This is a genomic window from Flammeovirga sp. OC4 (assembly GCF_000812565.1).
Taxonomy (GTDB): domain Bacteria; phylum Bacteroidota; class Bacteroidia; order Cytophagales; family Flammeovirgaceae; genus Flammeovirga.
This window is the reverse complement of the sequence record NZ_JTAM01000007.1, coordinates 121,054-143,802: the sequence shown is the minus strand read 5'-3', so window position 1 is coordinate 143,802 and position 22,749 is coordinate 121,054. Positions and strand designations below refer to the sequence as shown.

Here is a 22,749-nt window from a genome sequence, read left to right as displayed (position 1 = left end):
CTATTTGTAGGTTTTTGATTTGGAATAAATATTTAATAATATTAAAATTGTATAACATCAATTTGTTACTGCAAAAAAAGGTTAATCATGTTCTCGCCGATTTTTACCCGAAATCATGAGAAATAATAATTAACATCACTTATTGATGAAATTACTTTCAACAATTTAGCCGGAACTAGCCGTGGCCATCATGATTTCTTGATGGCTTTTTTTGTGTCAAAATTTATCTTAATTCATTTCACTAACTATCACTCTCCTCTTCAATAGCATTGCATTTTTTAACATGGAAATAACATTTTTAAAGTATTACAAATAGCTTTTTCTAAAAGAATAATAATACATTGGAGTATAAATAAAACTAATCACCTTTAGCTAAACTATTGTATCATAACTACATACCCTGAGTTAAAACTGGTGAAATTCAATCTAATTATTTAAATCATGAAACTACTATTAAAAGCTATTATTGTACTTTTTCTCAACGTGCTTCTATTTAGTTGTACGGAACAAAAGCTGGATCAGACCACAAAAATTGAATCTTTCTCCAAGGTATGGGGATTCTTAAAGTACTACCACCCTGAGATAGCAAAAGGGAAAAAGGACTGGGATCAAGAGTACCTCTCAAAAATTGAGGTCATCAAACAAATTCAAACTAAAGATGAACTCAATGAATTTTACTCCAAATGGATCAAAGGACTTGGGGAAGTTCCTGAATGCATAACTTGTAATGACGAGATTCCTGATAGTTTGAAAGTCAATTTGAACCTTGATTGGATCAGTAATTCATCGTTGTTTAACAATGAAGTCAAAAAACAATTGGATTACATAAAGACCAATAGAAATCAAGGAGACAATTACTATGTTTCTGCTGCTCCTGAAATTGGCAATACATTATTTCCTAATGAGAAAAGGTACGCTGAGTCAACTTATCCTTCTGAAAACATGAGACTTTTGGCATTGGCTCGCTACTGGAACATCATTGACTATTTTTTTCCTTACAAATACAAAACAGATGATAACTGGGAGGACGTATTACCTGCTCAAATACCCAACTTCATTGAAGCTAAAGATTCTGTTGAATACCATCTTGCGGTGTTAAAAATGGTTGCAAAAATTAATGATTCACATGGATATGTAATCTTTGACAACTATATCGTAAATGAATTCTGGGGAGATAATTATGTTCCTTTTCTTTTTCACACTTATGAGGATAAAGTCGTAGTGACAGATTTTTTTGATGAAAAGTTATGCAAAAACAATGATATCCAAAGAGGTGATATCATAACAGCAGTCAATCAACAAAGTATGGAAGATAGAATAAATTATATCGCTGAATACTATGGAGGTTCAAATAAAAACGCTGTTATGAGAGATATGTTACCTTCAATTTTTAATGGAAAATCAGACTCTTTAGACATCACATTTGAAAGAAATGGGAAACAATTGAATAAAAAGATAAGGAGATACCCTCTAGACTCCATAGCATTTAATATGCCTTATGACACCTCAACAGTAAAGATTCTCAATGATGGAATAGTCTATTTCAATATGGACCTGTTAAAAGAAAAGGAAGCTTTAAATATATTAGAGAAACATAAAAATGCCAAAGCGATGATTTTTGATGTAAGAAATCATTCAGATGGTTTTGCTATGTATGAAGTAGCGAAATTCCTAAATGACAAAAAGAAGGAATTTTCTCAATTCTCTAAACCTAATTTGAAATATCCTGGAACTTACACATTTTATACTGACTCTTCAGGCTATTGTGGTGAAGAGAACGAAGACTACTATAAGGGTAAAGTAATTCTACTTTGTAATGCCTATACACAAAGTCATGCTGAATATACGTTGATGGCTTTACAGACTGCACCTAATGTAACTTTAATTGGAAGTCAAACCGCAGGTGCTGATGGTAATGTCTCAGAAATACCATTGCCTGGTGGAATTACAACATTGATATCTGGAATTGGAGTCTTCTACCCTGATGGAAGAGAAACTCAAAGAATTGGGATTGTGCCAGATATTGAAGTTTATCCAACTCCAGAGGGATTAAAAGCAAACAAGGATGAAATATTAGATAAAGCATTAGAAACAATCAATCAGATTTAGTTTAAGATAAATGAAAAGAGTTAGGAGAAATCTTAGCTCTTTTTTATTTCAGCTTGATGAGCTAAAATTGGCTAAAATCATACTATTACTCGTTAAATCTATACCAATTATATTCAGCTGTAAAATGGATATTTGTTTGAAGCATGAATTATTTCAACAAACATTTTTTGATATGTCAACCTTAGCAACACAACAGGAACAACAATCCATTTCAGCAAAATCCATTTTAGCTGTATTTTCAGCAGGTGCATTTTTCTTTTATAGTTTTATTCAAATGACACTCTTCAGTACCGAAACAATGAAAGGGTACTTTATGGATAAATTGTCACTTTCAACCGTTTCTGAATTTGGCTCATTTGCAGGAACGTTCCTTTATGGAACTGTTTTATTATTAATTCCTATTGGAGTGCTTCTGGATAAAGTATCTGTAAAAAAAGTTGTACTTGGAATGTGTGCTGTCGCTGTACTTTGTGTATTTGGTACAGCGTTCACTAAAAGCGTTTTGGTTGCTTCAATCTTAAGGTTCATTTTAGGTATCGCTCATTGTGTGGCATTTATGGCACCTTTTCGATTAGCACCTAGATGGTTTCCTTCTTCTAAACTCGCATTAATTTCAGGTCTTCTAGTAACATTTGCAGTATTCGGCGGATGGGTATCAGGCTCTCCTGTATTGATGCTTATGGATAATTTCGGTGGTGACACAACGATGCTAATCAATGGAGGTATTGGTATTGTGATATTAGTATTAATTGCATTATTTGTTAAAGATAGTCCTTCTGAAGAAGTCAAAAGAGATGAAAATGATAGCGGATTATCGCTTATTGAAGGATTGAAATTGGCTGCTTCTAATTCTCAAAATTGGTTAGCAGGTCTTTATATTGGGCTATTAAACCTTTCCGTTCTTCTTTTAGGAGCCGTTTGGGGTACAACCTATCTTAAATTTGTCAATCCAGATTTTTCTGAAGCTACTTCCACAGGTATTATCGGAATGATTTTCATCGGCACTATGGTCGGCTCACCTTTGTGTGGTTGGATTTCAGATCAACTGCAATCTAGAAAGAAAGCAATGTTAGGTGGTGGTGTATTATCTTTTATCATTATGTTATTAATCATGTTTCCAATTTCTACGGGAGCTACCTATTTTTATACATTATTTCTTTTACTGGGAATTATCACTGCGGCTCAAACTATTGGCTACCCTGTAATTGGCGAATCCAATAGTGACGAAGTTTTAGGAACAGCCAACGGTTTATCAGCAGTTGTATTAATGGGTATTGGCGCTGTTGGTCAGCCATTATTCGGTTGGTTGGTTTCTTATTTTGGAGGACATGAAAACTCATCACCTGAAGCTTTACAATCGGCATTCCAATCCGCTATTTGGGTGATGCCAATAGCCTTTGTTTTGGCATGTATTTGTTCGATTAGCTTAAAAGAAACTTTCAAAAAAATATAGTATTTTTAAAACAAAAAGGTTAATCAGAGGTGTGAATCAATCATGCCTCTTTTTTTGTTTTTGACCTATTCCTCTTTCCTTTTTCATCTAAATAAATCGTACATTTGCTCAAAATAGAATTACAGATTATTTATGATGAATTTATATAAAGTTGGTGGTGCTGAACTGAATCAGACTCCATTGGATTGGAACAACAACTTTCAGAATATATTACAGGCAATTCAAACAGCCAAAGAAGAAAATGTGGGTATCTTATGCCTTCCTGAATTATGCTTATCAGGTTACGGATGTGAAGATGCTTTTTACTCTCCAAATACAGAACAACAATCACTCAAATTATTAGGCGACTTATTGCCCCACACAAAAGATATAGTGATCTCTGTTGGACTTCCTTTAAGACATAAAAATAAATTATACAATACCGTTGCTTTGATTGCAGACCAAAAGATTTTAGGGTTTGTAGCAAAGAAACATTTAGCAGGAAATGGCATTCATTATGAACCAAGATGGTTTACCCCTTGGGAAGGTGGAGAAGTTTCTGAAATTAAATTAGATAAATCATACGAGAATACTTTAGGTGCATCTACTTTCCCTATCGGGGATTTATTATTTGATGTAAACGGCGTTCGTATCGGTTTTGAGATTTGTGAAGATGCTTGGGTAGCCAACCGCCCTGGTCGTTCTCTTTATCAAAATGGGGTAGATATTATCTTAAACCCGTCAGCGAGTCACTTTGCTTTTGATAAATTAGATGTTCGTAAACGATTTGTCTTGGAAGGTTCAAGAGCATATGGTGTGGGATATATTTATGCCAATCTTTTAGGTAATGAATCTGGAAGAGCAATTTATGACGGTGGTGTAATGATCGCCTTATCAGGAAATCTTTTAGCCATCAGTAAACGCTTTTCTTTTAAAAACTGTAAAGTCACAACCGCTACATTTGATTTGGACGTTGCTCGTTTAGCACAAATCCAAAGTCACACTTCTAATACAGGTACTTCCAATATTGAAGTGATCAATTCTGATTTTACAATTCCTCAAACTGTCCCTGAAAAGCACTCTCCTTCAGAAGCTTCTTGGGAACATTCCAAATACATTAAAGAAGAAGAATTTGGAAGAGCGGTAGCTTTAGGTCTTTTTGATTATATGCGAAAAAGCTATTCAAAAGGCTTTGTCGTTTCACTTTCTGGAGGTGCCGATTCTTCTGCTATTGTGACATTGATTCACTTGATGATTGAGATGGGCGTTGAGGATTTAGGACTAGAAGGTTTTAAAGAAAAATTAGGCTACTTCGCTTCTTTAAAAGGCTGCAACTCTATCAAAGAAATCTGTAATAAAGTTTTAACTACTGCTTATCAACCGACTGAAAACAGTGGCGATGTCACTTTCAATGCTGCTAAATCATTGGCAGAAGCCGTTGGAGCTACATTCTACAATGTGAATGTCAACCCAATGTTCAAAGGGTATTTGAATGCCATAGAAACAGCCATCGACCGTGAATTGACTTGGGAACAAGACGATATTACTCTACAAAATATTCAAGCAAGAGTACGCGCCCCTTCAGTTTGGATGTTAGCCAATATTAATGGTGCCTTACTCCTTTCTACTTCCAACCGTTCTGAAGCTGCCGTAGGTTACGCGACCATGGACGGTGATACGAGTGGTGGTTTAAGTCCGATTGCCGGTATCGATAAAAATTACTTGAGAAGCTGGTTGAGATGGATGGAAAAAGATGGTTTGGATGGTAAATGGAATATCCCTGCCCTTTCTTTCGTCAATGAACAACAGCCTACAGCTGAGCTTCGACCTGCGGATTCTAAACAAACAGATGAGGCGGATTTAATGCCTTATGATGTATTGGAAGAAATTGAAAAATTAGCCATTCGTGATAAGAAATCACCTCAAGAATGTCTTCTTTTTGTACAGGCGAATCATCCTGATACCCCTAGAGAAACCGTACATCAATGGATTACGAAGTTCTTTAGACTTTGGAGTAGAAACCAATGGAAACGTGAGCGCTATGCTCCTTCTTTCCATTTAGACGATAAAAACCTTGATCCTAAAACTTGGTGCAGATTCCCTATTTTGAGTGGAGGGTTTACATCTGAGCTTTCTGATTTGAAATAAAAAACTTCATTCCCTCTTTTAACCAATTCATTAGGGAAATGAACATTAATATCACAAGGGCTAAAACCCTTATTCTGGGCGGGCAGACACATGGGTCTGCCCCTACGGACAATTCAATTAACTTCTAATTATTATAAATGAAATATCAATTAACTAATTTGTTAATCCTACTCTTTGCTTTGGCGACTTTCGCTCAAGAAAAAGAGGAGAAATGGGATATTACCAAACCCCAACGTGAGGTAAAAAGTGTAGACTTTGAAACAGAAGAAGGCACTTGGATGAATTTAGATATCAGCCCTGATGGCAAAACAATTGTTTTTGATTTGTTAGGTGATATCTACACTATGCCTATTACTGGTGGTGATGCTAAGTTACTTCGTGGTGGTTTGGCTTGGGAAACACAACCTAAGTTTTCTCCTGATGGGAAGAAAATAGCATTCACTTCTGATGCAGGTGGTGGTGACAATATTTGGGTAATGGACAGCGATGCTCAAAACCCCAAGCAAGTCACTAAAGAGAAATTCCGTCTGACCAACAACCCTACTTGGAGCGAAGACGGACAATACATTATTGCTCGTAAACACTATACCTTTACAAGATCATTGGGAGCTGGTGCACTTTGGATGTACCATATTTCTGGTGGTGAAGGTATCGAATTAGTTCCCCGCAAAAATGAGCAACAAGACATCAACCAACCTGTTGTTTCTGCTGATGGGAAATACATGTATTATGTTGAAGATGTATATCCAGGTGGTTTCTTCCAATACAACAAAGACCCAAACAGTCAGATCTATGTCATTAAGTCTTACAATCGAATTAATGGCGAAATCAAAACAGTAGTAAGTGGCCCTGGTGGAGCGATTGGTCCTGTTCCTTCCCATGATGGTAAAAAACTATCTTTCATTAGAAGGGTTCGCGACAAATCAGTTTTATTTATCCATGATTTCGAAATGAACAGTCAACGCCCTCTATTTGATCAACTAGAAAAAGATCAACAAGAAGCTTGGGCTATTTTTGGTCCTTCAACAAAATATGCTTGGACTCCAGATGACAAATACATAGTGCTTTGGGGTAAAGGCGGTAAAATTTGGAAAGTAGATGCTTCAACAGGTGAAGGTGAAATCATTCCTTTTAAGGCAAATATTCATCAGGAATTTACAGCTTCACTCCGATTCAAACAGGAAGTTGCGCCTGAACAATTTACTGCAAAGGCTTTAAGAAATGTGATCACTTCAAAAGATGGAAAGAAAACTTATTTCCATGCAGCTGGATATTTATACGAAAAGAAATTACCAAAAGGCAAACCTGTTCGATTGACTTCTCAAAATGACGCGTTTGAATACGAGCCTCACATTTCACCTGACGGAACTAAAATGGTTTATGTTTCATGGTCGGACAGTGAAAAAGGAAAAGTACATGTAATTGATTTAACCGCTAAAAAAGTGAGTCCAATTACATTAGACTTACCTAAGGGGATCTATAGAAAACCTCAATTCTCCAAAGACAATCAAACCATTGTTTTATTAAAAGAGTCTGGTAACAACCAACAAGGCTATGCTTTCACCAAAGAAACCGGAATTTATACCGTTAATATCAATGATGTAAGCTCATTAAAAAGAGTGGTTGAAGAAGGCGATTTCCCTCAGTTCAATACAGCAGGAGATCGTATTTTCTATCAAACAGGCGGTTTCTTCTTTGGTAGTTTAAAGAAAGCATTCAAAAGTGTGGATCTAAATGGTCAAGACAAAAGGGTGCATTTCACTACAAAATATACCAATCAATTTGTACCATCTCCAGACAACAAATGGATTGCATTTACAGAGTTATTTAAAGTATACATTGCTCCAATGCCAATGGCGGGTAAAGCGATTGATTTATCATCAGGTACAAAAGCGGTTCCAGTAGCACAAGTTGCCAAAGATGCAGGTTATAATATTCATTGGTCGGGTGACAGTCAAAAATTACATTGGTCATTAGGTAACGAATATTTCACGACATCTCTTCAAGAAGTCTTCTCTTTTGTAGAAGGTGGAAATGAAAAACCGGTAGATCCTAAATCAGAAGGCATTGAAATCAACCTTGAATTGGAAAGTGCTAAACCTTCTACCACTTATGCTTTAACCAATGCGAGAGTGATCACGGTAAATGCCAAAGATGAGGTATTGGAAAATGCTACTGTAGTTGTTAAAGAAAATAGAATTGTAGCTATTGGAACTGATGTACAAGTTCCATCAGGAGCTAAAGTGATTGACTGTAAAGGAAAGACAATCATGCCGGGTATTGTGGATGCTCATGCTCACTTGGGTGCTTTCCGTTTAGGAATGAGTGCACAACAAAACTGGCCTTATTATGCTAACCTTGCATATGGTGTTACAACAACACACGATCCTTCTGCTAACTCTGAAATGGTATTCAACCAATCGGAAATGGTGAGAACAGGTGCAATGGTGGGACCTAGAATTTACTCAACAGGTGTAATTCTTTATGGTGCTGATGGTGACTTCAAAGCCAATATCAACTCATTGGAAGATGCTCGTTCGGCAATCAGAAGAACAAAAGCTTGGGGTGCGATTTCTGTAAAGTCTTACAATCAGCCTAGACGTGAGCAGAGACAACAAGTCATCAAAGCGGCAGAAGAAGAAGGAATCATGGTAGTTCCTGAAGGTGGTTCTACTTTCTACCATAATATGACGATGATTTTAGATGGTCACACCGGTGTAGAACACAATATTCCAATCACTCCTGTTTTTGATGATGTTCAAAACCTTTGGGCAAAAACGGAAGTAGGCTATACTCCTACTCTGATTGTAAACTATGGTGGTATCAACGGTGAATATTACTGGTACCAACATACCAACGTTTGGGAGAAAGAAAGATTATTGAACTTCACTCCAAGAGCGATTATTGATAGTAGATCAAGACATAGAACGATGGTTCCTGAAACCGAATACAAGATTGGTCATATCGCCACTTCTGAATCAGCAAAAATGTTATCAGATAAGGGTGTAAAAGTAAACCTTGGTGCACACGGTCAAATTCAAGGTATTGGTGCACATTGGGAGCTTTGGATGTTAGCACAAGGTGGAATGTCTCCATTAGAAGCTATCCGTTCTGCTACTTATAATGGTGCTCATTACCTAGGTTTAGATGGAGATGTTGGTTCTTTGGAAGAAGGAAAATTAGCCGACCTTATTATTATGAATAAAAACCCATTGGAAGACATTCATAATACTGAATTCATCAACAAAGTAATGATCAATGGTGAACTTTATGATGCTGAAACAATGCATAATGTAAATGGCGAGGAACGCCATAAATTCTATTGGGAAGAAGAAAGCTATAATGCTTCTTTCCCTTGGCATGAGGCCTCACAAGGATTTACAGTGCCAAAATGTGGTTGTGGTTTGCATTAAGATTTGATATTAATATTAGAATGCCCCTTTGTCGAATATTTCAGACAAAGGGGCATTTTTTATTGAAGATATTTCTTAATCATCATAAGTCCACTAATTAATTCTAATTTTATGATGAAAATAGTTTTTTATAATGTCTCTAATTCTGTAAGAGCTTTCTTCACCTTCTCAATATCAAAACCTATCTCATTAATAAAGTCTCGAGTTTCCATCAAGGCGAAACCTAACAAATTTAATCCTTTCCAGCTATTAACATCATTTGCACTTTCGCTGTCTTTAGTCAAACCAATACCCCATATAGTATCTACAGGACTTGCTTCTACCAAAACTCTCGATTGAGTACTTAATAAGTATTGACCTAGTGCTGGATTTTGAGTGAATTTATAAATATTCCCTTTGGTGACAATTTCATATCGATGTTGCTTCCATAAAGATTCATCAAAATTTCTCACTTTCCTTCCTAAAGCTTTTGCTTCAACAGGCTTTTTACAATTGATAATTTGATCATAAATCTCAGTATCATTAAATAGTTTTGCCTTTTGAGCCATCATCCAATGCTCAGTAGATTTAAATGTGATACCATCCACTTCAAAGTCACTTTCAAACCACTGACTGAAACAAAAATTACCTACTACCTGATTTTTTGATTTTGTATGCCCCCAAAAGAAGAGGAATTTTACAGATTCATTATTATTGACTTTATCTTGAAGCCACTCCAAACTATAATTTGCTTTCATTTTGTGTGTATGATTAGTTTATTCAGCATTAAAGTTAAAAATTTCCCCGCTTATTATTACTCCTTAACGCTTTAAATCCTTTCAAATCTTCCGATTCCAAAATTAATTTTCTACCTTTGCGTGCTGATTTACACGTACTAGCTCTGTAAGGCAGTTGTTAATCCACGTACTAGCTCTGGATTTTCATTAATAATTTAATCATAAATCTCTTGCGTCATAGCACTAGCGTAAGAGCGTAAACAGTGCTCATATATTATTATGTCAGAACAATCACAAGACTTCAACTGGGACGAGTTTGAAAGCTCTACATCATCATTCGGCGATGGTTACTCAGCAGCAGAAAAAGAAGAGATGCTTAAAATGTACGAAGGTACATTAAACCAACTTAATGAAAAAGAAGTTGTTAAAGCATCTGTAGTATCTATTACTGACCGTGATGTAGTATTAAACATCGGTTTCAAATCTGATGGTTTAGTTCCTTCAAACGAATTCCGTGACACTCCAGACCTAAAAGTAGGTGATGAAGTTGAGGTATTTGTTGAGCAACAAGAAGACAACAACGGTCAACTTGTTCTTTCTAGAAGAAAAGCAAAAATCGTTCGCGCTTGGGAGAATATCCAAAATGCTCTTGATAACGACGTTGTTATCGAAGGTGTTGTTAAGCGTAGAACTAAAGGTGGTCTTATCACTGATATTTTCGGAATCGAGGCGTTCTTGCCAGGTTCTCAAATTGATGTGAAGCCTATCCGTGACTTCGACGTATTTGTAGGTAAGAAGATGGAATTGAAAGTAGTTAAAATTAACTACGCTAACGATAACGTTGTAGTTTCTCATAAGATCCTTATCGAGAAGGATTTGGAGGAGCAAAAGCAACGCATCTTGAACAACCTAGAAAGAGGTCAAATCTTGGAAGGTGTGATCAAAAACATGACAAACTTCGGTGTATTCATCGATTTAGGTGGTGTAGATGGTCTTCTTCACATTACAGACATCTCTTGGGGACGTATCTCTCATCCAGAGGAAGTATTGCAGCTTGACCAAAAAGTTAACGTTGTTGTACTTGACTTTGATGATGATAAGAAACGTATCTCATTAGGTATGAAACAACTTACTTCTCATCCTTGGGATTCTCTTGGTGCAGATGTTGAAGTTGGAGCTAAAGTTAAAGGTAAAATCGTAAACGTTGCTGATTACGGTGCGTTCTTAGAAATCATGCCAGGCGTTGAAGGTCTGATCCACGTTTCTGAAATGTCATGGTCACAACACTTACGTAACCCTCAAGACTTCATCAAAGTTGGTGACGAAATCGAAGCAGTTGTATTAACTATCGATCGTGACGAGCGTAAGATGTCATTAGGTATCAAGCAATTAACTGAAGATCCTTGGACTAAGAAAGATCTTTTAGAGAAGTATGCTGTAGGTACTAAGCACTCAGGTGTAGTTCGTAACTTAACTAACTTCGGTTTATTCCTTGAGTTAGAAGAAGGTATCGACGGTTTAGTACACGTTTCTGACCTTTCATGGACTAAGAAAATCAAGCATCCTTCTGAATTCATCAAACAAGGTGAAAAATTAGAAGTTGTTGTTCTTGAAATCAACCCTGAAGAGCGTCGTTTAGCTTTAGGTCACAAGCAGTTAGAAGAGAACCCTTGGGAACACTTCGAAACAGTATTTACTCCTGATTCTGTACATAAAGGTACTATTATCTCTAAGTCAGATAAAGGTGGTGTGATCGAGTTACCTTACGGTATCGAAGGATTCTCAATCGCTAAGAACCTTAAGAAAGAGGACGGATCTAACCCTGAAACTGGTGAGTCATTAGACTTCAAAGTTTTAGAATTCTCTAAAGAGGACAAGAAGATCATCCTTTCTCACGTTCACGTATACAACGAAGCAGCTAGCACTTCTGCTCCTAAGAAAGGTGGTGCTAAAAAAGGTGGTGCTAAGCCAGCTGCAGCTTCAAACGAAGAGGCTACTACTTCATTAGGTGATTTAGATGCTCTTGCAAACTTGAAAAGTCAAATGAAAGACAAAAAATAATTAAGATCTCTTAATTATAAGTCTTTTATAAGCTATAGGTCCCTCCTAGTTACGACGGTAACTGGGAGGGTTATTTTTTGCCCAAAATTTAATGCTTCGAAAGCTAATTTATATTTTTTTTCTAATCAATCTACCTACAAGATTTATAGGGTCTACTTTCAAGTTTCCTTAACAGCCTAATATTTAATTTACACGTTTATTTAAAAGAATATTTAAAGTGTTTCTATTCAAAACACCAAGCAAAAGACTACACTGTGTTATATGTATAATCCTGATAGTATTTGCTTTCGCACCTCCTATCACCCAAAGTATTTGAATTCAATTACTTAAAATGTTTTAAACACTGCACTCCTATTTTGTTAAAAAGAGAAGCTAAACCTCCATTTTACACTTAATTTATCTTAAATATCTACTAATTCAGTAGAATATAAATGAATAATTACTCATTATGTTAATTTTATAATGACAAATGTAATGATATAACCTTTCAGCAGAATATTATTTTGAACATCTAATATTAAACAAAATTAACAATACGTAATTCATATTAAATTATATTAATTTTCACAAAAACCAATGTTAAGCCTAAGTGAATTAACGTTTGTTTGATAGTTGTAACATACTCATTTTCAATAATATGTGATTTTACAGTGATTTAGTTGCATTAATTATGGTAATTATTGTGAAAATATAGCATAGTTTTGCCCTCGAAATCTAATTCAAATTTATTTATCTAATTAAACAAACTTATTCTTTTATGAAAAAGTCGTTTATGTTACTTCTGTCATTCATAGTTTCATTATCTCTTTTTGCACAAGAGGTATCTACAACTATTGAAGGTAAAGTTATTGACGGAGCAACTGGTGAAGCAGTTATCGGCGCTTCAATTGTACTAAAAGGAACTACTGTTGGTACAATCTCTGATTTCGATGGAGAGTTTAAATTAAAAACTTCAAGAAACGGTAAGCAAACTGTGATCATTTCATTTGTTGGCTTGACAACAATAGAGAAAGAAGTCACACTTAATGGTACAGCAATCAACTTTGGTGAAATTACTTTAGCATCTGATGCTATTGGTCTAGCAGAAGTAGAAGTTATCGCTTCAGTTGCTATTGATCGTAAAACGCCAGTAGCTGTATCAACAATTAATCCTGAGAGATTAGAAACAAAATTAGGAACTAAAGAATTCCCTGAAATATTAAAATCAACTCCTGGTATCTATGCTACAAAACAAGGTGGTGGATTTGGTGATGCTCGTGTGAACATTCGTGGTTTTAACTCAACTAACGTTGCCGTTATGATCAATGGTGTTCCTGTAAACGACATGGAAAATGGTACTGTATACTGGTCAAACTGGGCAGGTCTTTCTGATGTAGCTCGTACAATCCAAGTACAAAGAGGTTTAGGTGCTTCTAAAGTAGCTGTTCCTTCTGTTGGTGGTACTATTAATGTCATTACTAAAACTACTGATGCTGAAAAAGGTGGTACATTATATTACGGTATTGGTAATGATGGTAGACAAAAAATGAGTGTTAACCTTTCTACTGGTAAAATGGACGATGGTTTTGCTGTAACTTTTGCAGGATCAAGAACTACTGGTAACGGATATGTAGATGCAACAGCATTTGAAGGATACTCTTACTTTATGAACATTGCAAAAGAAATCAATAAAAATCACATGATTTCATTTACTGCATTTGGTGCTCCTCAAGTTCACGGTCAAAGAACAGGTAGAGATGAAGGTATCGTAGACTATCAAAAATATGGAAGAAGATACAATCCAGATTGGGGTTACTTGGATGGTCAAGTGTACAATATGCACACTAACTTCTATCACAAACCACAAATCTCATTAAACCACTATTGGAAAATCAATGAGAAATCTAACCTATCAACTTCAGTTTACTACTCTCTTGGTACTGGTGGAGGTACTGGTTTATTAGGTGATGATAAATCAAATGATGCTAATTATAGAAGAAATGATGGTTTGATTGACTTTGAAGCAATCAGAGATGACAATATTGCTGCTGCTGCAAGAGGAGAAGGTGCTTCAACTGTACTTAGATCTTCAAACAACAACCATACTTGGGTAGGCGGTATTTCAACATATGACAATAAGTTAACGGACTACTTAACAGTAATGGCAGGTGTTGATTTAAGATACTATTATGGTGAGCACTACCGTCAAGTAGAAGATTTATTAGGAGGTACTTACTATACAAGTGATGACAACATCAATGACCTTGGTAAAAAAGCTGTTGTAGGAGATAAAGTAGGTTACAATAACGATGGTGAAGTATATTGGACTGGTGTTTTTGGTCAGTTGGAATACTCTAAAGACAAATTATCAGCATTTGTTTCAGGTGCTATCTCAAATACTACTTATACAAGATACGATTACTTCCAATATACACCTGAAAACCAAAAATCTGTTGCACTTGATTTCTTAGGTTTTAGTGGTAAAGGTGGTGTAAACTACAACTTAACTGACAACCATAATGTATTCTTCAATACTGGTTACATTTCTAGAGCTCCTTTCTTCGGAACTGCATTCCCAGGTTTCCAAAACGTTCCTAATGCAGATGCAGAAAACGAAAAAATCTTATCATTCGAATTAGGTTATGGTTACCGTTCTGCAAAATTGAAAGCAAACGTGAACGTCTACCATACAAAATGGCAAGATCAATCATTTAGAGTTCAAGCTGGTCAGCAAGGAAGTGCAAACATCTTAGGCTTAAATTCAACTCACCAAGGGATTGAATTCGATGCCAACTACAAAGTGAATCATAAATTATCATTCACTGCTATGCTTTCAATTGGAGATTGGCAATATGATAATGACATCAGAGATATTCCTGTATTTGATGACAACAACAACATCGAAGAATATATCAATGTATATTTGAAAGATATCAAAGTAGGTAACTCAGCACAAACTACAGCCGCTTTAGGTGCTAACTATGAATTAATCAAAGGTTTAAGAATTGGAGCTGACTTCAACTTCTTCGGCGACAACTATGCTGATTTCGATCCAACAGATCGTACTGATTCAGAAGATAGAGCACAATCTTGGAGATTAGAAGATTACTCAGTAGTTGATATGAACATCAATTATAAATTCAAACTTGGTAAGTTAGATACTTCTATCTTCGGTAACGTTGACAACATCTTTGACACTACTTATATCACTGATGCTACTGACGGTACTGACCATACTGCATTATCTGCAAAAAGAGTTTACTACGGTTGGGGTAGATCTTGGAGCATGGGTATGAAATTAAAATTCTAATCTGAAACCATTCAATTTATTCGAAAAATGAAAAAATCATTAATATATATTCTTGCTATTGTTGCTGGACTTTATTCATGTGATCCTTACAAGGATTTGAATGATTCAGTAAAACAAGATTTATCAGATCAAAGAGATGATGAGTCTATTCCTGATGCATTTGAAATTTCATCAGAGGATATGGTTTTCTTCAGTGTGAAAGAAGCTCAAGATTCAATTCCTAATTACCTTAAGGAAAACTATACTGCAAGTAAGTTCACTGATGGTAGAATTGTTGAAGTGACTTATACTGTTGAGATGAAAAACATGACTCCTAAGAGTTTCTTTACAGACAGCGATTACGCTATTGCTGGTAACGAATTTTGTAAAGAAGAGGCAGGTTGGTCTATTGACACATTGAAATTTGAAGATGCAGAGGTAGAAATCACATTAGAAAGTGATGATTATACTTACCTAGGTTTTAGATTCCCTAACTTCAGTGATGATGACTATGATGAAGGTGCTTATTTAGGTTACACTTACTCAAGCAGAATTGAAGCAATGATCAGTGATGTTCTTGAAACACAACGTAGTGCTGATAGAACAAAATCTACTGCTGTAATCTTTGATGTATATGATGGCGATGATACGTCTGCAGATACTTTAGTATTCAAAGCTGATACTTTAAAAGGATGTGCATACCACTTCTTACCTTCAGATGATGTAGAAGCTAAGATCACAACAATCTTCAATTCAAAGTACCCTGATCAAGCAAAAGACTCTCAAAGTGCAGCAGTGTACAAGGTGGGTGACATCGGAGGTGAAGTAATGGAGTATTCTGAATTCTTCCAAAAAGACGAAACTTCAGTTTGGAAAAAAATCGCTGAAGAAGACTTAACTCAAGAATACTATACACTTGCAAAAGAAGATTATGATAGCTTCGGTTTCAAATATCCTAACTTCTCTAGCTCTGTAAAACAAGAGAATTACCTTCCAAGATTCTTAGCTGGTAAGTTCCCATATGCTCAAGAGAACGATAACATTAGAATCAAATATGATTACTATAGCGGAGGTACTACTGAGCATATTGTTGAGTACACTTTCATGGAAGGAGCTTGGAAACAAGTTGCTCCATATGCTGAGGAAAGCACAAATATGGATAAGTTCAAATACAAGCATGAGGAAGCTTCTTGGGCTCACTCACAAACTGTAGTAATTGAACTTGAAGATGCAGACTACGCATTAACTGGAGATGATAAGTACAAAAACTTTGGTTGGGGTGACGAGCCAGGTGAATACAATGGCAAAGAAGTTGACAACATCAACGATGCTAAAATCATCCATATCTTAACAGAGAACTATAGTGACTTAGCAAAACCTGATCAAGAAGTGTCAGTGTCTTACAAATTCTACAATGGTTCACATAGTGTACAAACAAGACTATTTATTTATGACGCTACCTTAGAAACTTGGGTACGTATATAATTTAGCCATTGGCTAATCATAATTTATCCTACTACTCTACTTTTACTTAGTAAAACGTGAGTAGTAGGATTTTTATTAACCAAAGAATTCTATTTGCACTTCTTACCTATTACAGCAAGAACACTAATTATTTATTACATTAGAAAAAAACATAAGCTACTCACTCCTTTACTATCCAAATTACAACACTAATATTCAATATCTTACATGGCATTTCGTTGTGTTATGGAACTATACAAAGTCTTCATGTAACTTTTTCGTGTTATCCTTTTGAAATTCTATAAACAATACACCTACCTATCGAAGAAGTACTTTTTAATATTTATATTAGGTTAAAATTTTAAAGAGAAAATTTTTCAAAAAAATTAACTATAAAATTACTCTTCAATAATTAATTAACTATTTCTTATGAAAAAGGCTACATTGCTGCTTCTATGTACTATAGCAAGTCTTTCGCTTTATGCACAGGAAGTAACTACTGTAATTAAAGGTACCGTAATTGAAAAAGATGTTGCTCAACCTGTCATAGGTGCATCTATCGTAATCGAAGGTACAACTATTGGAACTACATCAGATTTCGATGGGAATTTTATCCTCAAAACCTCCAAATCTGGTGATGCCAACCTAATTATTTCCTTTATTGGATTACAATCTATCAAAAAGCAAATCTCATTAAATGGTAAAGAAACCGATCTTGGGCAAATGGAAATGGCTTCTGATGCAATTGGATTAGCAGAAGTGGAAGTAGTAGCCTCGATTGCCGTTGACCGTAAAACTCCTGTAGCTGTCTCGACGATTAAGCCTGAAGCATTAGAAGAAAAATTAGGTTCTCAAGAATTTCCAGAAATCTTAAAATCTACACCTGGCGTTTATGCTACAAAAGCAGGTGGTGGATACGGTGACAGTAGAATAAACCTAAGAGGTTTTTCTTCTGAAAATATAGCGGTAATGATCAATGGTGTACCAGTCAATGATATGGAAAATGGAGCGGTTTTCTGGTCAAATTGGGCTGGTTTAGCAGATGTTACAAGATCAATGCAAGTTCAAAGAGGATTAGGAGCGTCAAAAGTTGCAGTACCATCCGTTGGAGGTACAATTAATATTTTAACGAAGACAACCGACGCTGAGAAAGGTGGAAATATTTTCTATGGGATCGGTAACAATGGATACAATAAAGTTGCTTTTACAGCTTCAACAGGTTTGACTGACAATGGTTGGGCAATTAGTATTTCAGGAGCTAGAACAGCAGGAAATGGTTTTGTAGACGGAACGCAATTCGAAGGATATTCTTACTTCGCTAACATTTCAAAAGAGATCAATAAAAGTCATCAACTTGCCTTTACAGTCTTTGGTGCACCACAGGTACACGGGCAAAGAAGAAATAAGCTGTTGTTATCTGATTTTAAGGAATCAGGAAGAGGAATAGTCTACAATGGAGATTGGGGTTACCGAAATGGACAAGTGGCCAATGTAAGAGAAAACTTTTACCACAAACCTCAAATGTCATTGAACTGGTATTGGAACATCAACGAAAAAATGGATCTCGCTACTGTTATATATGCTTCTATCGGTAATGGAGGTGGATCTGGAGGTGCTGGTATTGATAAATTCTCACCTAACATCAATAACCCTTGGAGAAGAGACGGCGTGATTGACTTTGATCGTATTGTCGATGAAAATATCGCTAAAGGCCGCGAAGGTTCAGAAACTGTTTTATATAACAGTGTCAATAATCATAAATGGTACGGAGGTCTCGCTACACTTACCACCCAGCTTTCAGAGCATATTAATTTCACTGGAGGCCTTGATATTAGATATTATGAAGGAAATCATTACCGTGAATTAAGAGACCTTCTTGGAGGGCAATTTTATACAGACCCATCCGTTGGAGGTGCAGAAGCTGGAGCTGTTGGTGCTGATCCTAGAGCTGTAAAGGTCGGTGATAAGATACAATATAATAACGATGGTAATGTTTGGTGGCAAAGTATAAATGCTCAAGCCGAATACTCTAAAGATGAACTTTCTGCATTTTTATCTGGATCTATTTCGAACCAATCCTTCAAAAGAATTGATTACTTCCAAAAACGACCTGAAAATCAAGAAACGGAATGGCAAAACTTCTTTGGTTTCAATATAAAAGGTGGAGCTAATTATAATCTAACTGATGTACATAACGTATTTTTCAATGCCGGTTATTTCTCTAGACAACCTTTCTTCAATAGCGTTTTCCCAACATTTACCAATGATGTCAATGAAGGAGTTGTAAATGAAAAAGCACTAAGTTTTGAATTAGGTTATGGCTACAGAGGTAAATTAATATCAGGTAATATTAATTTCTATCATACTACATGGAAGGATAAATACTATAGAGCATCGGTTCCTGTTGGTGGTGTTTCTTTCTCTGCCAATATTCCTGGTATCGACGCCGTACATATGGGTGTAGAAGTTGATTTTGTCATAAGACCAACTGATAAATTGAATATCACGGGTATGTTGTCTGTAGGAGATTGGAAATGGGATAAAGATGTGTTAGGGGTCCCTATCTTAGATGATACTCAACAAGTTGTAGGAGAAGTGAATGTATTTGCGAAGGGTATTCATGTTGGTGATGCTGCACAAACAACAGCTGCTTTAGGTGTTAACTATAATATTATGGCGGGGTTAAAAGTAGGTGCAGACTGGAATATTTATGATCGTCTATTTGCAGATTTCAATGTTACCCAAATTGATTCAGAAGAGAATAGACAAGATGCATGGAAAGTCCCTACTTATAACCTATTTGATTTAAATGCAAGTTACAAGTTTGGTATTGGTAGCCTTGATGCAACATTTTACGCAAAAGTAAACAATGTATTCAACATCAAATATGTTTCTGATGCCTTTGATGGTGCTTCTCGCGATTGGGATACTGCCCTCGTTTTTTATGGAGCAGGCACTACTTGGACAACTAGTATCAAATTAAACTTCTAGTCATTTATACTCAAGATTATGAAAAGCATTTACAAATATATTGGGATAAGCTTAGCCTTGATATCAATCAATGCTTGTGATCCTTTAAAAGATATCAATGATCAAATTGTTGACGGAAGGCCGTCTACTAATACAGATTATACACTTGTCGAGGACGATTACGATTTATCATGTAGTGACGCTGTAAAACGATTTAAAAGTTTCAGCAATGATGTACCACCTGATAATGACACTTGCGGGGTAGCTCAGATTTTGAATCAAAAATTCCTAGGTGTCGAAGGAGATATTCTTAATGCAACCTATGACTTTTATAACCCTCTCTATAAGGGAACAACGGTACAATATACAGCCACACAAGCAGATTATGATCGCTTTGGTAATTTCAGTAACCTCAACCTCACGCAATCCATTATTGTTTGTGATTCTGTATTTACGCTTACATCTGGAAAACAAGCTGTTAAAACTGACATAGTTGCGCTTACTGCTAATTATTACGATGGTAGAAATACAGCAAGTGACACTTTAATTGAATATGTATCTTTCGGAAGTCCAATATGGCATCAGATTTATGTTTTGCAGACTGACGATTATCAATTGATGGATCAGGCCACTAATCCGAATTATTTCACGAGCAAGAGTACAGCTATTGATCGAATTCCAGTGTGGTTAAAACTATACAGTGATCCATTTGCTAGTGCAGGAGACACAAAAATTATTCAATATATCGTACGAGAATTTGATGACGATAATAATGCTCAGTACAAAGATTACCTTGCCCAGTTTGATTACAATGGGGCTGAATGGGAAAATATCACTGATACTTCCCCTCAAACTTCAGCATTTAAATGGTCTGCTGAAACTTCTGATTGGGCAATATCACCAGTATATACTTTTATAAGACAGCCTGATGATACCGAACCTACTGATGGTAAAACGTATACACTTCAAGCTTCTGACTATACTTCGGTGGGTGAGTCATTCCCTAACTTTGACACTAGAAATAATTCACAAGAGGATATTGACAGAAAAATTGGTACAATTCTTAATTCTCAATCTGAAATAACTATAGAGGAAAATGATAACATCAAAGTTATCTATGCAGTCTACCCTGCTGGCAGTGCTCCTACAGAAGGAGTATATAAAGCCACTCTTTAATGGATAAGATATACTCATGAAAATAATGCTCAAAAATCTAAATATGAGCACTTTAGAAAAATAAATAATTTTCATCACAGTTTCATTCTTACAACTTTAAAAATAAAGTCATCTTCACTAATAATGGAGATGACTTTTCTTTTCTTAGCTCAAAACCATAATATATTATTATGTTTATCATTAAAAGTATAAATAAAAACTAATGACTTATTTTCTTCATATTTGCGATATAACCATTTAAAACCTATTGCATATGAGTACATTAGAATTAGTTAGTAGAACAGAAGAAAAGAAAATTAAAGTACCTGTAAAAATTGCTGTTGCTGAAGGAGATGGCATTGGTCCTGAGATCATGAAAGCCACTTTAAACATCTTAAAAAAGGCCGGTGCTGAAATAGAACCAGAGTTTATTGAACTCGGTGAAAAAGCATATTTAGCAGGAAAAACATCAGGTATAGACGAAGATGCTTGGGGTATCATCAAGAATAACAAGATCATCCTAAAGGCTCCTATTACAACACCACAAGGAAAAGGATACAAGAGCTTAAATGTTACTCTAAGAAAAACATTAGGTTTATTTGCCAATGTCAGGCCTGTAGAAGCCTACTCTCCTTTTGTTCCTACTCACTTCCCAAAAATGGATGTGGTTATCATAAGAGAAAACGAAGAAGACTTATATGCTGGAGTCGAACATAGACAAACCCAAGATGTGTATCAATGCTTAAAACTAATCACTAGACCGGGTTGTGAAAGAATCATCAGATACGCTTTTGAGTACGCAAAAGTTTACAATAGAAAGAAGGTAACATGCATGGTCAAAGATAATATCATGAAAATTACCGATGGGTTATTCCATAAAGTATTTGATGAAATCGCTCAAGAGTACCCTGAAATTAAAAACGAAGTACAGATTATAGATATTGGTTCTGCCAAACTTGCGGCTCAACCAGAAGATTATGATGTAATTGTAACCTCAAATCTTTATGGTGATATTATATCTGATATTGCCGCTGAAATTGGGGGTTCAGTAGGCATGTGTGGATCTTCAAATATAGGAAAAGAAGTAGCAATGTTTGAAGCAATTCATGGTTCTGCCCCAGATATAGCCAGTAAAAACATCGCCAATCCCTCCGGACTTTTAAATGCTGCTATCTCAATGCTTGCTCATATTGGACAAGCTGAAATTGGAGACAAGATCAAAAATGCTTGGCTATGTACGATCGAACAGGGGTATCACACTGCTGATATCTATAGAAAAGATGTTAGTAGAAAACAGGTAGGCACTGAAGAGTTTACAAATATCATTATTTCAAATATTGGACGAACACCTAACCTTCTACCAAAGAGTTTTAGTAGCTCGGGAAACAGAATGATAAATATTCCAGACTATATCAGAAAAGAACAGAAAAAGGAATTGGTGGGCGTAGATGTATTTTTGGATTGGAAAGAAGCTGACCCTGAGAAACTTGGTAGCGTACTATCAAGGCTTGACATCTATCAATTAAAGCTAAAAATGATTACAAATAGAGGTGTAAAAGTGTATCCAGAGGGATTAAGCGAAACGTATTGCACTGACCATTGGAGATGCAGGTTTGTGAGTCAAAGTGCTATTATCAATAAAGATGAACCTGATTATAAAGCCATTGAATTTGAACATATCTTAGCTTTACAATCCGTATTACATCATCTTGGTTACGATGTTATCAAAACTGAGAATCTTTATGAGTTTGAAGGCCATAGAGGTTTCTCTTTAGGCCAAGGCGAGTAAGTAATAATAAACCCACTGAACGTATATGTCATACTGCATTCAGTGGGTATTTTTTTGATAAATGACCAAAATATAGTTTCACTTATTCAACAATTAAATTTTGATGTTCTACCATAAAATAAAAGGCTAATTCCTCTAATATTAATTTTTAAAACTTTTCTAAGTAGTCATATGAACAAATAGCAGAAGTTATTGAATAAAAAAATCTCGATGAGTTCACTAAA

11 protein-coding genes are annotated in these 22,749 nt (G+C 35.6%); 10 read left to right on the top strand and 1 reads right to left on the bottom strand.

All coding sequences use genetic code 11. From position 1 onward, the window contains the following. Positions 1-441 precede the first annotated feature (441 nt). The 4 genes from PL77_RS30335 to PL77_RS07940 all read left to right on the top strand — a co-directional run bounded on the left by PL77_RS30335 (position 442) and on the right by PL77_RS07940 (position 9,102). Positions 442-2,109 (top strand): S41 family peptidase, encoded by a 1,668-nt coding sequence (locus PL77_RS30335; protein ID WP_052444252.1) that lies wholly within the window; start codon positions 442-444, stop codon positions 2,107-2,109. A gap of 172 nt (positions 2,110-2,281) precedes the next feature. Continuing rightward, complete coding sequence (locus PL77_RS07950) at positions 2,282-3,562, top strand: MFS transporter (protein WP_172665821.1); 1,281 nt, start codon at positions 2,282-2,284, stop codon at positions 3,560-3,562. Between the two features lie 135 nt (positions 3,563-3,697). After that, the gene (nadE, locus tag PL77_RS07945; protein ID WP_044203622.1) at positions 3,698-5,689 is read left to right on the top strand and encodes an NAD(+) synthase; all 1,992 of its coding nucleotides are present in this window, start codon (positions 3,698-3,700) and stop codon (positions 5,687-5,689) included. Between the two features lie 137 nt (positions 5,690-5,826). Further along, entirely contained in the window at positions 5,827-9,102 is a 3,276-nt protein-coding gene (locus PL77_RS07940; RefSeq protein WP_044203559.1) for an amidohydrolase family protein, read from the top strand. Positions 9,103-9,230: 128 nt separating this feature from the next. Here PL77_RS07940 and PL77_RS07935 read toward each other — a convergent pair whose 3' ends face one another. After that, positions 9,231-9,839, bottom strand: coding sequence for an NADAR family protein (locus tag PL77_RS07935; RefSeq protein WP_044203557.1), 609 nt, complete (start codon positions 9,837-9,839; stop codon positions 9,231-9,233). A 258-nt stretch (positions 9,840-10,097) separates the two neighbouring features. Between PL77_RS07935 and rpsA the strand changes: the two genes are divergently transcribed. From rpsA to PL77_RS07905, 6 genes are all read left to right on the top strand, one after another. Beyond that, on the top strand, positions 10,098-11,879 hold the full coding sequence (gene rpsA, locus PL77_RS07930) for a 30S ribosomal protein S1 (protein ID WP_044203556.1): 1,782 nt from the start codon (positions 10,098-10,100) through the stop codon (positions 11,877-11,879). Between the two features lie 757 nt (positions 11,880-12,636). After that, complete coding sequence (locus PL77_RS07925) at positions 12,637-15,168, top strand: TonB-dependent receptor (protein WP_044203554.1); 2,532 nt, start codon at positions 12,637-12,639, stop codon at positions 15,166-15,168. A gap of 27 nt (positions 15,169-15,195) precedes the next feature. Next, positions 15,196-16,632, top strand: coding sequence for a hypothetical protein (locus PL77_RS07920; protein ID WP_044203552.1), 1,437 nt, complete (start codon positions 15,196-15,198; stop codon positions 16,630-16,632). Positions 16,633-17,040: 408 nt separating this feature from the next. Beyond that, positions 17,041-19,602: a TonB-dependent receptor gene (locus tag PL77_RS07915; protein ID WP_044203549.1), complete on the top strand. Its 2,562-nt coding sequence runs from the start codon at positions 17,041-17,043 to the stop codon at positions 19,600-19,602. An 18-nt stretch (positions 19,603-19,620) separates the two neighbouring features. Further along, on the top strand, positions 19,621-20,757 hold the full coding sequence (locus PL77_RS07910) for a hypothetical protein (protein ID WP_044203548.1): 1,137 nt from the start codon (positions 19,621-19,623) through the stop codon (positions 20,755-20,757). Between the two features lie 253 nt (positions 20,758-21,010). Beyond that, positions 21,011-22,525: an NADP-dependent isocitrate dehydrogenase gene (locus tag PL77_RS07905; RefSeq protein ID WP_044203547.1), complete on the top strand. Its 1,515-nt coding sequence runs from the start codon at positions 21,011-21,013 to the stop codon at positions 22,523-22,525. Positions 22,526-22,749: the final 224 nt, after the last annotated feature.